This is a genomic window from Paenibacillus sp. sgz302164 (assembly GCF_056120505.1).
Genome location: NZ_JBVYOL010000049.1, coordinates 1 through 15,430, shown reverse-complemented (window position 1 = coordinate 15,430; position 15,430 = coordinate 1). Strand labels below are relative to the sequence as shown.

Genomic DNA, 15,430 nt, shown 5'->3' with positions numbered 1-15,430 from the left:
CACCTGAGAAAGAGACACTCCTGCTGCGCCTCTCTCTTCATCCTATGTCGCATCTAAGCATCTGACACGGCTTCGCACCTAATTATTTGCAAAAAAGGCGATGACACGGTCATGCCGGAAGACCTGTACATAGGATAGGGAAGATTCGAATCTATGCTGTAACGGGGGGATGGCATCCATGGATTCGGCCACCTTTCTTCACCTGCTTCATGAGGAGATCGGCCTCGCGAAAGAAGCCGGCAAAAAGCAAATTATCCATTTCCCGTCAGCTAAGGATTACAATATCTGCAGCGAGCAGTTGAAACGGATGAAATCCCGGCTCCCCAATCTCGCCGAAGTCCGCGACCTTCGCATCATTCATGCATTTTCCTGCGTGCTGCCCGAAGACTCCAGGCTCAGGGAAGCGCCGCAAGTGGACGACATCGAGGAAGATACGACAGTGACGGTTCATCAAGCCGTCGGCAAAAAAGCGTCTGTAAAACGAGGAAATGCGTTTACAGGATCGCAAACGATCCCCTGGGGCATCGATCAAATCAACGCACCGGATGTGTGGAACAAGTCCACCGGCCAACGGATCCGCATCGGCGTCATCGATACCGGAATCGACTACAGCCATCCGGACCTGCGCAATTCCATCGACAAAGGCATCAACATGCTGAACCGGAGCATGCTGCCCATAGACGATAACGGTCACGGAACGCATATCGCCGGCACCATCGCCGCCGCCAGCAGGTACAACGGGATTATCGGCGTAGCTCCCAGGGCGATCATTCACCCGGTAAAAGCTTTCGATTACAACGGCAGCGCCTATGTATCCGATATTGTCGCCGCCATCGATTGGTGCGTTCAAAACGGTCTTCACATTATCAATATGAGCTTCGGCATGAAGATGTACAACCGTTCCCTGGAATACGCGGTGCTCAATGCCTATTATAAAGGGACAATCATCGTCGCCTCGTCGGGCAACGACGGAAAGCGCAAAACGATCGATTTTCCGGCGCGCTTCCAGCAAGTTGTCTCCGTAGGCGCTACGACGCGGGCTCTCAAAATCGCTCCCTTCAGCAACCGGAGCAAGCAAATCGATGTGTACGCGCCGGGCGAGCATATATATTCCGCCTGGCTTCAGGGCAAATACAACGAGCTCAGCGGCACCTCGATGGCCACCGCACACGTCAGCGGCGTCGTCGCCTTGATGCTGGCCATCAAGCCGAATCTGCGGCCGCTGCAGATCAAAAACATCCTGAGGCGCAGCTCCAGCAGCCTCGGCAAACGCACCAGCAGCGGCGCATGGCAGCCCGGGCAGCTCAATGCCCGGCGCGCGATCAACGCGCTGAAATAACAACAGGCCCCGATCGTCGTCGGGGCCTGTTGTATGGCCGGCGGAGCGGAAGCTACATCCGCTCCGGCGCGCTGACGCCAACGGTGCGAAGCACGTTGGCGAGCGCTGTGCGCACCGCGCCGNAACAACAGGCCCCGATCGTCGTCGGGGCCTGTTGTATGGCCGGCGGAGCGGAAGCTACATCCGCTCCGGCGCGCTGACGCCAACGGTGCGAAGCACGTTGGCGAGCGCTGTGCGCACCGCGCCGAGCAGCGCCAGGCGCGCTTGCGTCTGAGCCGCGTCGTCGGTGATGACGCGCTCGGCTTTGTAATAGCTATGAAACTGGCTCGCCAGTTCATAGACATAGCGGATGAGCCGGTGCGGCGCATACTGCTCGGCCGCGACGGCGACCTCCTCGGGGAGTTCGCCGATTTTGCGCAGCAGATCGAACTCCGCCTCCGCCGTGAGGCGGGAGAGGTCGACCTGCTGCAAAGGCAGCAGCCGGGCGCCCTGCTCTTCCGCCTGGCGGAAGATGCTGCAGATCCGCGCGTGCGCGTACTGCACGTAGAACACCGGATTCTCGTTGGATTGGGATACCGCGAGATCCATGTCGAAATCCAGATGCGAGTCCATGCTCCGCATCGTGAAGAAATAGCGGATCGGGTCGACGCCCACCTCGTCCATGAGATCCTCCATCGTGACCGCTTTGCCGGTCCGCTTGGACATTTTCACCTTTTCCCCGTTCTGGAAAAGGCTCACCATCTGCGCGATCAGCACGACGAGCCTGTCCGCTTCGAAGCCAAGCGCCGTCATGGCCGCCTTCATCCGCGGGATGTAGCCGTGGTGGTCGGCGCCCCAAATGTTGATCAGGCGGTCGTAGCCGCGCTGGAATTTGTTGCGGTGGTACGCGATATCCGGCGTCAAATACGTGAAGGAGCCGTCGTTTTTGATCAGAACGCGCTCCTTATCGTCGCCGAAAGGCGTCGTGCGCAGCCAGGTCGCGCCTTCCTCTTCAAAAATATGTCCCTTGTCCCGCAGCTCCTGCAGCACGCCCGGAATCAGATTGTTCTCGTAGATCGACGTTTCCGAGAACCATTCGTCGAATTGAACGCCGAAGCGTCCGAGATCGCGCTTGATTTTGTCCAATTCCTTTTCCAGCCCGTAGGTGCGGAAATAAGCCCGGCGCTCGTCCTCTGGCATATTGAGCAGGCTGTCGCCTTTGTCAGCCGCAAGCTCGGCTGCAAAGCCTTTGATATCTTCGCCGTAATAGCCGTCCTCCGGCATTTCGGCTTCCCGGCCGAGCGCCTGGAGATAGCGGGCTTCGATCGATTTGGCCAGGTTCAGCACCTGGTTGCCGGCATCGTTGATGTAATACTCGCGGGTAACGTTATAGCCCGCCAGCTCAAGCACGTTGCACAGCGCGTCGCCGACAGCCGCTCCGCGGGCATGTCCCAAATGCAGAGACCCCGTCGGATTCGCGCTGACGAATTCCACCTGCACCTTGAGGCCTTGTCCGATATTGACGGAACCGAAGCGCTCGCCTTGGCGCTGAACTTCGCCGATGATCGGGTACAAGTAGCTTTTGTTCATTTTGAAATTGATAAATCCCGGCCCTGCAATGTTCGCTTCGGCAATGTACGCTTTTTCCTTGTCCAGATGCGCGATGATCTGCTCTGCGATCTGCCGCGGATTTTGCTTGGCGATACGGGTGAGCTGCATGGCTGCATTCGTGGCGAAATCGCCGTGCGCCTTGTCTTTCGGAACTTCCAGCGCCATGTCGGGAATCTGGGAAGCCTCCACGATGCCTGCCGCCGTTATCGCGTCCTGAATCGCCTGTTTGACGATTGTCTTCACTTCATTAAGAATATCCATCGGTATTACCCCTCCTGAATCAAAAGCTTGATCCGATAATGTCCTGCATGCTCTCCTGACGCATATAAATCGTAGCTCCACGATACTGTGCCGATTCCGGCGCGAATATCTTGCGATAGCTCATGAGTCTTCATCTCAAGTTCCATTCTGCCTTGAGCGGTCTGGTAAAAGCCGATCCGTTTCTCGCCAGGCGCAAAAGTCTGCTCCGCCCGCACATCTCCCTGCCGGATAATCCGAACCTCACCGGCTTCCAGCCTAAGCAGCGTCACGGTGCGCCCCAGCTCGGAAGGAGGCTCTTCGTACCGAATGTATACGTGCTCTCCCTTAAAATAGAGATCGCCTTCCATCGATTGCTTCGTCGTCCGGCCGCCGCTTCGGCTTTCGAGGCGGAGCCGTACTCTCTGCTTGGCGTTAGCCGTCATGCCTCACGTTCTCCTGTCCCTTGTTCCTTACGCCCTATGTCAAGATAAGGCAAGTTAGCTATTAGTGTATAATATAAGGTCTGCGAATTCAATCCGTCGCTGACGTTATTCCGTTTGTCGACACGTACAGTAACTGACGGACTGGTCACCCTGCGTACTGGCTGGGGCGGGTCGGTGGGTCGGCGCGGCCGCACCGTCTTGTAGCTCCCGGCGCGCGGTGCGCTGCAAGACGGCGGCCGGTCGACCGCATGCCGGTAAAACGGCAGGGGCCGCCTGCGGGAAGCCGCAGGGAGCACGCTTGTGAGAAATTTCGGATGCGCAGACACTTCCGTTTTGAGCATTTGCCCGTCTCGGCCTTTGTCGAAAAACGCAGCAGCTGCGTCATCACTAGCTCCACGCTGAAAACCTGCAAAAGTGCAGGCTTTTGCCCTTCGATACGCTTGCAGCGCAAAATTCCTGCAAATGTGCAGGTTTTTCTAGCCAAAAGTAAGTTTCAGACCTCTTATGCCAGGAATTCCTGCACAATTGCAGGCTTTTCCCTCAAACAGGCCGATTCCTGCGAAAAAGCCTGCACTTTTGCAGTTTTTCGGGCTCGGGTAGGCTCGGGTGGGCCCAGGGGGCTCGGAGGGTGAGCTCAGGTGGGCCCAGGAAAGCTCGGTAGGGTTCGGCGGGGCTCACAAGAGCGCTTTCGCGGGTGTAGCAGGGAGCAATACCGGTACTCGCGCCGGACGCTTCCTCTTCCGCATTCCGCTGCTGGTACTCGTGCTAGACGCATCCGCCTCCTCGTCCGCTGTCGGTACTCACGCTGGACACGCCCGCGTTCCGCTATCGGCGCTCGCGCGGGATGCGCCCCGGCAGCAGGCGGCTTTAGCGCCTGCCTTGCCGCTTACGCTCGCCCAGCCTTTCGCCGACGCTCAAAAAAGCCGTCTTCCGCTTCTGCGATCGAGAAGTGTCGGACGGCTTTTTCTATGGTTTACTTCACTAAATCTTCTACGAACTTAGGCAGTACGAAAGCTGTTTTATGCAGGCGCGGCGTGTAGTATTTGGTCGGGAATTCCGGGATGGAAGACTCTTCCACTTGAAGCGGATCATGCGTTTTGCTGCCCATTGTGAACGTCCACAGACCGCTTGGGTACGTAGGAATGTTGGCGCAGTATACGCGTACGATCGGGAAAATTTCTTTGACATCGCGGTTGACGGTTTGAATCAGGTCGGCTTTGAACCAAGGGTTGTCCGTCTGCGCGACGAAAATGCCGTCTTCTTTTAACGCGTCATAGATGCCTTGATAAAATCCTTTGGTGAACAGCTCCACAGCAGGGCCTACAGGCTCCGTGGAATCGACCATGATTACGTCGTATGTGTTTTTGTGGTCGTGAATGTGCATGTAGCCGTCGTTCACGATCACTTGTACGCGAGGGTTGTCCAGTTCGCCGGCGATTGTCGGCAAATATTTTTTGGAGTACTCGATCACTTTGCCGTCGATATCGACAAGCACGGCTTTTTTCACTTTCGGATGCTTCATGATCTCACGGATGACGCCGCCGTCTCCGCCGCCCACGACGAGCACTTGCTCCGGGTTCGGATGAGTGACGAGCGCAGGATGCGCCACCATTTCGTGATAGACGAACTCGTCTTTGACCGTAGTCATGACCATTCCGTCCAGCACGAGCATCGTTCCCCATTCTTCGGTTTCGATCATCGCAAGATCCTGGAAATCGGTTTGTTCTCTTACATAAGTTTCTTTAATTTTCGCAGTAATGCCGAAGCTGTCCGTTTGCTTCTCCGTGTACCATAATTCCATGTTCATGCCTTCTTTCTATTCTATATTTGGATAAAATAAGCTCCATGATCAGTGTTCCCATTGTATTATAGTGCATTACCTCTAAAATGCAATGTTTTCCTCGTCTTTTCCCCGTTATTTTAAAAAATATTTACAATTGCTTGAATACGCCGCGCCAAGCTTTTCCATACTGCATAATAGAGGTTTTGTTCAACGAAAGGGGTACGAGGGAATGACCGATAACAAACGTCCGCCGTCAGCGGGCTCGCCTATCCCGCCCAAAAACAAGGAGCTCCCGTCGATCCGCTGGATGCGCCGCATCAAAAAGATGTTCTCATTCCTGTTTTCGTCCGTCATTCTTTTGCTCGTGACGGCAGCCATAGGGCTGCTGTATTTGCGTACGCAGACGCTGCCTGTCACCAAAATGCTGCAAACGTCGCAGATGTACGACGCTCACGGCGAGCTGATCGATACGTTCTATACAGGCCAAAATCGGGAGATTGTCAGTCTGAAAGACATTTCCCCCAATCTCATTAAAGCTACGCTCGCCGTGGAGGATCAGCATTTTTACGATCATTTCGGCGTTGATGTGAAGGCGGTGGCCCGGGCGGCGGTCGTCAACGTGCAGCACATGGCGAAAGTTCAAGGCGCCGGAACGATTACCCAGCAGCTCGCCCGGAATTTATATTTGAACCACGACCGCACTTGGGCGCGCAAAATCAAAGAAACTGTCTTTGCCATTCAGATGGAAATGCAGCTTAGCAAGGACCAGATTCTGGAAAATTATTTGAATCAAATTTATTACGGGCACTCGTCTTACGGCATTGAAACCGCCTCGGAGCTGTTTTTCGGCAAGCATGCAAGCGAATTGACGCTGGCGGAAAGCGCCCTGATCGCAGGCGTCCCCAAAGGGCCGCGCTATTACTCGCCCTATTACGATCTGCAAAATTCGCTGGACCGGCAAAAAGTGGTGCTGCAAACGATGGTCCGCGGCGGTTTCATTACCCAGGAAGCGGCGGCGGCCGCAGCCAAGGAAAAGCTGGCCATACAGCCGCTCTCCAAGAAAAAAACCGCTGCGGCCCCGTATTTCCGCGATTATGTGCGCTCCATCGCCACCGACAAACTCGGCATAAGCGAAGAACAATTCGATCAAGGCGGCATAAAAATTTACACAACTTTAGACATGAACGCGCAAAAGACCGCTGAAGAAGTCATCGCCAAACAGTTGGACAAATACCCGGACATCCAGGCGGCGCTTGTCGCCATCGATCCCCGTACGGGTGCGGTTAAAGCGATGGTCGGCGGCCGCGACTACTCGGAGAACCAGTTCAACCGCTCGCTTTCCAATACGAGGCAGCCCGGTTCTTCGTTTAAGCCGTTCGTCTATACAGTGGCGCTGCAAAACGGGTATACGCCCGTAAGCCAGGTCAAGAGCGAGCCTACTGTGTTTACTTACGACGAAGGCAGGCAGACGTATACGCCGCGTAATTTTAACGATCAATACGTGAATGCCAATATCGACATGCGCCAAGCGATATCGAAGTCCGATAACATCTACGCGGTGCACACCATTCTCGATGTGGGGCCCGCCAAAGTGATCGATCTCGCGCGTAAGCTGGGCATCGACAGTGCTATGAAGCCGCTGCCTTCTTTGGCGCTCGGCTCCTTTCCGGTCAGCCCGATCGAGATGGCCTCCGCTTTCGGCACGATCGCCAATCAGGGCGTCCATTTCCAGCCGACGGCTATCGAGCGGATTGAGGATGCGAACGGCAATATCCTTTATCAGGCGCAGGCTGTGCCGGAGAAAGTCATCGACCCGCCCGTCGCTTACGTTATGACTAGTTTGATGGAAAGCGTGTTTGATGAAGGCGGCACGGGGAACCGGGTCGCCGGCACGCTCAAGCGTCCGATCGCCGGCAAAACGGGCACGACGGACACCGACGCCTGGATGGTCGGGTTCACGCCCGAGCTCGCGACCGCGGTCTGGGTCGGCTACGACAAGGACCGGACTATCGGCAATGTCGAGTCCCATCTGGCTTCGCCGATTTTCGCCGAGTTCACCGAGCAGACGCTGGACGCGATCCCTCCGAAGCTGTTTCCGATTCCGGAAGGGGTCACTACCGTCTACATCGATCCGGCTACCGGCAAGCTGTCCAACGAGGACTGCCCGAACTCCCGCATGGAGGCGTTCCTGGCCGGCACGGAACCGAAGACGTACTGCACGGGCAAACCGGCCAAAGAAACGGCCGGCGACGGCAAGAAGGAAGAACCCAAAGGCAAAAACAGCTCCTGGTGGAACGATTTGAAACGCTGGTGGAACGACTAGGAGGGCCGTCCTCAGACAACACAAAAAGGCAGAACTAAGCGCGTCTTAGTCTGCCTTTTTGCTGTCCTAGTATATGGTGTAACATACACTAGGGTTTAGTATACCCGGTTCACTCTACCGTCACAATGGATGACACATAAAGTTCACATTTGCCGAAGCGCCACCCGGAAGCTTTATGAAAGCGTATCCTTGAGGCTTTGGTCCGACCGGTTCCACCACTCTGCATTATGGGCGACTAAACTGTTTTTGAGCGCTGCCTTCTCCTCATCGCTCAAGCCGTCGAAAATAAATTTCCGTTTCATCGCGGCGTCCATCTTGTTGACGTGATCGGCGAGGATTTTCCAGCCTCTGCGCGCTTCGGTGTCAATCAGCATTTCGCAAGCCGTCATGCCCGCATAATAAGCCCCTTCTTCCGTGCGGTCTACCGCTACCCAGACGATCCAGCATTTGCGGCCGTTCGGCACATCTTCCTTGTTCGTCGAGAACTTGATGCCTTTCTCGATTTTACTTTTGGCGTGCAGCGTCCCTTCGTCCAAATAAGCTTCCCCGCCATCGATGATGATGCCGGAAACGTTGCTAAGGTCGATCGAGCCTGCGCCAAACCCTTTGTGATTCGTCTTGGAGTTAACTATATTTAAAGCCAGCTTCTTTTTATCAGCTTCCATATTCGGTCACCTTCCCGCCTTCCTCTGTATAAACATTCCTTTGCTTTATTGTAGCCAAAGTAACCGGCAAGAACAAGATACGGGCCAAATTCTCGGCCAAGACCCATTTAAACATGTTAAAATAAGTCTATTCTGTTTCCGCGAGGTGAACCCATGTCTTGGAAAACGTTATTTGACTCGGACAATATGCGCATCTTCATTGATAATAAAGAACACACGGTGAATATCGAATGTGTAGAGGATGGCGTCAACCTGTAAGGCTCAAAAACAAGACTGACATCGATCGCATCATTGAAGCGCTGGAAGCCTCCAAAGCGTATCTGGGCGACGGCAATTAGGAAACCAGCTTCAAGCCGACGGTGGAACACATAATGATCGCGATAAACAGCAGCCTGCGCACATCTTTCGATTCGCCATGTACCAACATGCCTGTAATCGTGACGCCTACGGTGCCGATTCCCGTCCATATGCCGTACGCGGTTCCCATCGGGATGGTCTGCAGGGCAATCGACAGCAAATAGAAGCTCATGCCCAGCCCGAAGATCACCAGCAAAATTCCTTTTATACTAAATCCTTTGCTAAGTTTATTGAGTCCCATTACGCTAAATATTTCCCCTAAACCCGACACGACCAGCAATAACCATGCCATGACCAATCGGCCTCCTTTAAACCTGATGTTTCTCCTGATGATGACCCCGGGCGTCGCCGGCCGCATGCGTGACCTTTTTTAACCCGATGATCCCGGTGAGCAGCAGCGCAACCAACAGCAGCTTATACACATTCACAGGCTCATGGAAAAATAACATCTCCGTCAGCACCGTACCTATCGTACCGATTCCCGTAAATACCACATAGACCGTGCCGGTCGGCAGCATCGCGCATGCTTTGAGCAGCAGGAAAAAGCTGAACGATATGAACGCAATCACGATCAGCCACTCCCACCACAATTCGGAGTATTTCAAACCGGTGACCCAGAATATTTCTATAATGCCTGCTATGACAACATACAGCCAATATTTATTCATGTCCCTTCACTCCTTGCCGCAGTGTAATCCTGCGATAAAAAACTCCCATACAAATTGCTTCCGCTTGCGGAATTCGGCTTCTTCATACAGCTGAAACTCCATGTACAGACCGTCCACCGCGCAGTAAAAAGCCGCCACGAACGCCTCGGGCTCCATCCGCCGGAATTGTCCGGCCGCAGCGCCCGCCTCGTATATCCGGATCAGGCTGCTCGTCATGTCGCTCTCCCCTTGAAGAAAAGGCTTCAGCAGCTTCTCCTTCAGCGCCTCCGGCGGGAAAAAGATAAACCGCTTGTAAAACAAATGATAACGGTCATTGCCGATCGTATCCGTAACGTGGCGAAAATAGAGCCGGATCTGCCGCTCGGGATCGGCATCGGTTTCCTTGCCGTATTGGTCGCGCATGACATACACGTAATTGTTAATCACTTCTTCGGTCACTGCGAAGAACAGATCTTCCTTGGAAGCGTAATGCGCGTAGATGGATGGCGTCTTAATGCCTACTTTGCGGGCAATATCGCCTAGCGTCGTCTTCTCATATCCCTGACTTGCGAACAATTCAAGGGCAGCTTCTCGTATGCTCTCAGCACTCATCGCTTTCACTCCCTAACTAATATTAGTTAGGTAAACTATAGCTCTTTCATGCGAAAAAAGCAAATTTCTCTTTTCAGAAATAATACCCGGGTTGTCTACATATACATGCTGTAGATGCTTGTCAACGGGGTGAATATCATGAATCCATTGTTCAAAAACCGCACGGTGCAGTGGGCCTTCGTCGTGCTGCTCGCCGCAGGTGCAGTTCTGCTGTCCGAATCGCTCCTCCCATCCACTTTCAAGCCCGCGATACCTGCAGCGCTCGAAGAACCGGCTCCGCAGACGCCGGCCAAGCAGCAGCCCGAATCCGCCCAAGCACCGGAGAAATCGGCTCCCGAACCGCTCAGTTACCGAATTGCCGAGTATCACATGAACGTGGAATATGCGGCCGACACCAGGCAAATTAAAGGACAGCAAACGATAACCTGGGAGAACCCGGGCGGTACGCCTGTGCAAGAACTGTATTTGCATTTATATCCGAATGCGTTCCAATCCAAGAAGACGACTTTTATGCGCGAGTCGGGAGGCAAACTGCGTCAAGACAAAGCGAAAGCCGACAGCATCGGCAGCATGGAGCTTTTATCGGTCAAAACTTTGGACGGCAATGACTTAAGCATGCGCATGGAGTTTGTTCAGCCCGATGACGGCAATAAGGACGATCATACCCTGCTTAAGCTGCCTCTGCCCAAAGCGGTGGGCCCCGGCGAGCGGGTCACGTTCAAAACGGAGTTTCTCGTCAAGCTGCCCGCAGCCTTCGCGCGAATGGGTTATGTCGGCGATTTCGTCATGGCCGGACAGTGGTTCCCCAAAATCGCCGCGTATGAGCCGGCGGGAACAAGAGGCCGCACGGCCGATGGCTGGAACCTCCATCAGTACCATGGCAACTCGGAGTTTTACTCCGATTTTGGCATCTATGACGTTGTCATCAAAGTGCCGTCCAACTATATTGTCGCCGCGACGGGGTTCCCCGTAAAACCCCCGTTGTCGGACAACGCCACGAAAACCTACCAGTTTTACGCCGAGGACGTGCACGATTTCGCCTGGTCGGCTTCGCCGAACTTCGTATACGTGGAAGAGCCGTTCGCCACGGCGCAGGTGCCCGGTGTCAAAATCAAGCTCTACCTCGACCCGAAGCATCAAAATTTAAAAGACCGCTACATGTACGCAGCCAAAAAGGCGCTTTCCCGCTTCAGCCAGTGGTACGGTACGTACCCTTACTCCACGCTCTCCATCGTCGTCCCTCCGGAAGGCGGCAACGGCGCAGGCGGGATGGAGTATCCGACCTTGGTCACCGCATGGGGAGCCAGCGACAAGAAGCCCGATTTGGAGCTGGAACGGGTGGTCGTTCATGAAATCGGCCATCAATTTTTTTACGGCCTCGTCGCTTCCAACGAGTTCGAAGAAGCTTGGCTGGACGAAGGCTTCACCTCCTACGCGGAGGACAAAGTCATGGAGGCGGAATACGGCGTTTCGCCGAATCTGCCTGTAGAGGCCAGCTATGTGACCTCGCCCAACGCGCTTAAACTGAATGCCTGGGATTACAAAGGGCATGGCGAATATGCGGATAATGTGTACATACGCGGCAAGCTGGTGCTGAAAGCCATCGAAAAGCAGGTCGGCGCCAAGACGATGGACCGCATCATGACGACCTACTTCCACCGCTGGGAGTTCAAGCATCCTTCGACCAAAGATTTTCAACATGTTGTGGAGGAAGTCACCAAAGCGAAATGGGACGATTTTTTCAACCAGTATGTGTACGGCAGCATGATGATGGACTTTGCGGTTGATCGGATTCAAGTGAAGCCTGCGGCACTGGCAGACGGCAAACCCGGATATGAGAGCACCGTGCTAATCTCCAAACGGGGCGGCAATTCCCCGGAGGTGCCGATTCAATTCCATTTTACCGATGGCACCGCACTGGATAAGGTCTGGAACGGCGCGGAGAGCAGCATAGAGTACAAGTTGACGAATGCGGCTCCCGTCGAGTGGGTTCGCATCGATCCGGGCTATTCGCTCGTGCTGGAAAACAAGCATATCAACAATTTCATGTCGGCCCGGATAGACCCCAAATGGAAAATACGTTTGAACCTCGGCATCATTCAGCTTTTACAAACGATCTCCGGCTGGGTAGCCTGGTAGAAAGGAGAACGCTGCATGACTCTTTATATGAAGTCCGGCTATCGGGCGGCGCTGCGGCAGCCTTTTGCGGTCATCATGCTGTTCCTGTATCAAATGGGTTGGGGAGCCCTCCTCTATAAAATGGTGCAATCGGTGCTCGTGCCGCTCATGCATCGCTTTCCGGGAAACGGCCAGCCCAAGCAGACGCTGCATTTGTTCCTGGCCGAAAGCCAGTTTCAACTGCTCAAAACGGACCTGAGCCATTCCTATTTATGGTGGCTGGCGGTGCTTCTCGCTAGCCGCATGCTGCTTACGCCGCTGCTGAACGCCGGCATCTACTATTCGCTGATCCACACCGACCAAAATGCGGGATACCGCTTCTTTAAAGGCATATCGGAGATGTGGCTCTCCTTTTTCCTCTGCTACGCAGTACGGATCGCGCTGACACTGCTTCCCCTCGCCTGGCTGATCCCGAAGGCCGAGTCGATCTTTGCGCAAAGCGGATCTTACGAGAACGCCGCCGTTGACATGCTGCCATGGCTGGCCGGAATGCTTGCATACGGATTTCTCATGCATCTCCTCTTCATGCATCTGCAGTTCGCGCTCGCTGCCGGAAGCGGAATTCTCTCCACCCTGCTCGCCTTTGCCCGGCACCTGCTTCCTATCGTCGGCATCGCTCTGCTGCTTTTGATCGGGTCGGGACTATTGACGGGTGTCAGCGTCATCGCTTCCTACATCTGGGCAGGTCTGATTGCCCTTCTCATTTATCAGCTGTTCCCGCTTTTCAACATATTTTTGCAAATGTGGGTACTAGCCTCTCAATATCAGTTGTGGTCCGCCAAAGCAAATTCGTAGCGAACGCCCGCCGCTCTCTAAATCTATGAGCAATATTCAGCGAAAAACGCCCAAATATCGGAAAATATGCTCAAGCCCCTGAAAAAGGGGCTTTTTTTTGTCTATTTTCCGAACTATTTCACATATTTTTATAGAATAGTGCACTTGGAAGGAGGATTTTAGATATTTATGCCGAATCCTAAGCACTAGGAAAAATAAACCAACATTTCATGCCGAATTCCCGATTTTTTGGGAAACGGGGGAACCATTCCGGGTGAATTGATCTCGCAACACAGGGATCATAGGGAACCTTCAACCGAACCCTCCAGCTAACCTCGTAGGCACCGGAAGGAGACAAGCAGTTGAAAAAGGTTGTTGCTCTCGTTGTCAGTCTTGTTTTGTGTTTGAGTATTGGTGCAGGAAGTGTTTTCGCAGCACAATCCACTTTGGATGAAACGGTTGACGGATTGCTCGGAACTCCGTACAAGTATGCGGGTACGACAACGAAAGGCTTTGATTGCTCCGGATTTACCGCTTACGTGTTCGCGCAATTCGGTATCGACCTTCCCCATAGTTCCAAAGCTCAAGACGAAGAAGGCATCTGGGTTGATAAAAAGGACTTGCGCAAAGGCGATTTGGTCTTTTTCAACACAGACGGCAAAGGTATTTCTCACGTAGGCATCTATTGGGGAGACGGTGAATTCATTCACTCGGCTACCGATAAAGGTGTTATGAAGAACAAACTAAGTGAGTCTTATTACTCCAAACGGTACGTATCGGCCCGCCGCGTTTTGTGGGACGATATTTACAACCAACTGACTGCTGAATCCAAGTAATTTGATCGATTTATGTGAAAAAAGCCCCGGCAAAGCACGGCTCGTTTCTTGAGCGGCTTGCAGGGCTTTTTTCTATTCTAAACCATAACCTTATCTGCCGCGTCCAATAGATGAGGTGATGAAATGAACAAGACGAAGAAAAGCCGGCAGCGGCAGTTGGCCTGCTTGCTGGTAAGCAGTGCGCTGACGCTGGCTTTGGCAGCCTGCGGCAGCGATGCCCCCTCCGGGAATAACAGCGAGAGGACGCCGGAACCGTCAGCAGCGGCCAGTCCGGCAGTCAGCCCGACAGTTACTCCTGTCCCGTCCGCAACGCCGCAGGCGGATGCAGCAGCCGTGAAAAAAGGAACGGGATGCTATGTAGGCCTGGCCGATCCGCATACGATCGAGCTTATCGTGAACGAGAAAGCCGCCGCTTTCCAGTTGGGAGACGGTACGACAGATGCCGTGCAAAAGTTCAAGAAAGACGATCAGGTAGAGTTTGAATATAAAGAACAAGCCATAGAAGGCGACGCTTCGCTTAAACAGCTCATTTTAACCAAAATCGCTAAAAAACAGTAGCTCTCTTTGCGCAAAAAAAGAATCCCTCCGACTGTCCTTTCGGGAAAGTCCGGGGGATTTTGTTCGGAAGCGCCGCGCCGTCGGCTTATTTATTGACATAGACGCCTGTTTAACGTTAATATCGAGTCGTTGCCGCCGTCTCGGCCGGTTTATTTGAATGGATATACGTCCGGAAACGATTCGGACAAACTTAAAAAGAGGGCTACATAGTCCGGGTCAAACTGCGTCCCGCTGTGTGACAAAAGTTCTTGTACCGCCGTGTTGATCGATAAGCCTTTGCGGTACGGACGGTCGGAAACCATACTGTCGAAAGCATCGATAATTGCACAAATCCGGGCAAAAGCAGGAATGTTCTCGCCGCTTAGTCCGCTGGGATACCCTTGGCCGTTCCAGCGTTCGTGATGATACAGAATGATTTCCGCGATCTTCGGGTCCAAATCGGTGAACGCCATCATCATGTTGGAGCCCAGAACGGGATGCTGCTGCATAATTTTCCATTCCTGGTCGGTGAGCGCCGAATCCTTCAACAGAATTTGATCCGGTATTAACAGCTTACCGATATCGTGCAAGCAGCCTCCCTGGATTAACTGACGCGTTTGTTTTTCGTCCAATTGCAGAAGACTTGCCATCATCTTGCATAATTTTCCCACCCGCAAACTATGCTCGTATGTATTTACATCTTTCTTCAAAAGCAGAAGCAGTTTGTCTACATACAACAAATCTTTCACATTAGCCCACCTCTTTATCCCCCTGGAGCGGCTTAAACCAAGGACGGGTTCTTTTTCATACAAACAGCTGCGGGGGGATGAATACATAACTGTCACATCCAATCATTCACAATACTCAGCGTCGTCCCTAACAAATAAAAAAGATGGAATAAACCTCCGAAAACAGAGGGACCCCATCTTTTTTTTGTGGGAACCGGCTGACATAAGTTCCGTCAGAATAACCGTCATTGCCCCTTAAGTTTTGTGCGCCCGTCGTTCCAAAGGCATGCTTTTGATCTTTTTTACATAAAATCCCTTGCAAAACTATAGCTTTCTCTTATGCTGTAAATAGGGGTTCGCACAATTATCGTTGTTCGA

General features: G+C 53.4%; 14 protein-coding genes and 1 riboswitch. Of the genes, 6 read left to right on the top strand and 8 right to left on the bottom strand.

Features of this window, described 5'->3' with window-relative positions; all coding sequences use genetic code 11:
* Window positions 1-178 precede the first annotated feature (178 nt).
* The gene (locus AC0LWT_RS37735) at window positions 179-1,339 is read left to right on the top strand and encodes a S8 family peptidase (RefSeq protein ID WP_474687020.1); all 1,161 of its coding nucleotides are present in this window, start codon (window positions 179-181) and stop codon (window positions 1,337-1,339) included.
* A gap of 177 nt (window positions 1,340-1,516) precedes the next feature.
* On the opposite strand, the gene argS is transcribed toward AC0LWT_RS37735, so the two are convergent.
* The 3 genes from argS to speE all read right to left on the bottom strand — a co-directional run bounded on the left by argS (window position 1,517) and on the right by speE (window position 5,413).
* Window positions 1,517-3,190 carry an arginine--tRNA ligase gene (gene argS, locus AC0LWT_RS37730; RefSeq protein ID WP_474687018.1) on the bottom strand — a complete coding sequence of 558 codons (1,674 nt, stop codon included), beginning with the start codon at window positions 3,188-3,190 and terminating at the stop codon, window positions 1,517-1,519.
* A 5-nt stretch (window positions 3,191-3,195) separates the two neighbouring features.
* Window positions 3,196-3,612: a YwiB family protein gene (locus tag AC0LWT_RS37725; RefSeq protein WP_474687016.1), complete on the bottom strand. Its 417-nt coding sequence runs from the start codon at window positions 3,610-3,612 to the stop codon at window positions 3,196-3,198.
* A 973-nt stretch (window positions 3,613-4,585) separates the two neighbouring features.
* Window positions 4,586-5,413, bottom strand: a complete 828-nt coding sequence (gene speE / locus AC0LWT_RS37720; protein WP_474687014.1) for a polyamine aminopropyltransferase — start codon at window positions 5,411-5,413, stop codon at window positions 4,586-4,588.
* 211 nt (window positions 5,414-5,624) lie between these two features.
* On the opposite strand from speE, the gene AC0LWT_RS37715 reads away from it, so the two are divergent.
* On the top strand, window positions 5,625-7,718 hold the full coding sequence (locus tag AC0LWT_RS37715) for a transglycosylase domain-containing protein (RefSeq protein WP_474687012.1): 2,094 nt from the start codon (window positions 5,625-5,627) through the stop codon (window positions 7,716-7,718).
* A 173-nt stretch (window positions 7,719-7,891) separates the two neighbouring features.
* Here the strand turns inward: AC0LWT_RS37715 and AC0LWT_RS37710 are convergent, their stop codons facing one another.
* The 4 genes from AC0LWT_RS37710 to AC0LWT_RS37695 all read right to left on the bottom strand — a co-directional run bounded on the left by AC0LWT_RS37710 (window position 7,892) and on the right by AC0LWT_RS37695 (window position 9,999).
* Window positions 7,892-8,383, bottom strand: coding sequence for a YwhD family protein (locus AC0LWT_RS37710; protein ID WP_474687011.1), 492 nt, complete (start codon window positions 8,381-8,383; stop codon window positions 7,892-7,894).
* Window positions 8,384-8,717: 334 nt separating this feature from the next.
* Entirely contained in the window at window positions 8,718-9,032 is a 315-nt protein-coding gene (locus AC0LWT_RS37705) for a DMT family transporter (protein ID WP_474687009.1), read from the bottom strand.
* Between the two features lie 16 nt (window positions 9,033-9,048).
* The gene (locus tag AC0LWT_RS37700) at window positions 9,049-9,408 is read right to left on the bottom strand and encodes a DMT family transporter (protein WP_474687007.1); all 360 of its coding nucleotides are present in this window, start codon (window positions 9,406-9,408) and stop codon (window positions 9,049-9,051) included.
* 6 nt (window positions 9,409-9,414) lie between these two features.
* Window positions 9,415-9,999: a TetR/AcrR family transcriptional regulator gene (locus AC0LWT_RS37695; protein WP_474687005.1), complete on the bottom strand. Its 585-nt coding sequence runs from the start codon at window positions 9,997-9,999 to the stop codon at window positions 9,415-9,417.
* A gap of 138 nt (window positions 10,000-10,137) precedes the next feature.
* Between AC0LWT_RS37695 and AC0LWT_RS37690 the strand changes: the two genes are divergently transcribed.
* From AC0LWT_RS37690 to AC0LWT_RS37675, 4 genes are all read left to right on the top strand, one after another.
* Window positions 10,138-12,138, top strand: a complete 2,001-nt coding sequence (locus tag AC0LWT_RS37690) for a M1 family metallopeptidase (RefSeq protein WP_474687004.1) — start codon at window positions 10,138-10,140, stop codon at window positions 12,136-12,138.
* 15 nt (window positions 12,139-12,153) lie between these two features.
* Complete coding sequence (locus AC0LWT_RS37685) at window positions 12,154-12,972, top strand: hypothetical protein (protein WP_474687003.1); 819 nt, start codon at window positions 12,154-12,156, stop codon at window positions 12,970-12,972.
* Between the two features lie 200 nt (window positions 12,973-13,172).
* Window positions 13,173-13,310, top strand: a riboswitch (cyclic di-AMP (ydaO/yuaA leader).
* A gap of 3 nt (window positions 13,311-13,313) precedes the next feature.
* Window positions 13,314-13,787 carry a C40 family peptidase gene (locus AC0LWT_RS37680; RefSeq protein WP_474687001.1) on the top strand — a complete coding sequence of 158 codons (474 nt, stop codon included), beginning with the start codon at window positions 13,314-13,316 and terminating at the stop codon, window positions 13,785-13,787.
* A gap of 123 nt (window positions 13,788-13,910) precedes the next feature.
* Window positions 13,911-14,345, top strand: a complete 435-nt coding sequence (locus tag AC0LWT_RS37675; RefSeq protein ID WP_474687000.1) for a hypothetical protein — start codon at window positions 13,911-13,913, stop codon at window positions 14,343-14,345.
* Window positions 14,346-14,494: 149 nt separating this feature from the next.
* Here the strand turns inward: AC0LWT_RS37675 and AC0LWT_RS37670 are convergent, their stop codons facing one another.
* Window positions 14,495-15,160, bottom strand: a complete 666-nt coding sequence (locus AC0LWT_RS37670) for an HD-GYP domain-containing protein (protein WP_474686998.1) — start codon at window positions 15,158-15,160, stop codon at window positions 14,495-14,497.
* Window positions 15,161-15,430: the final 270 nt, after the last annotated feature.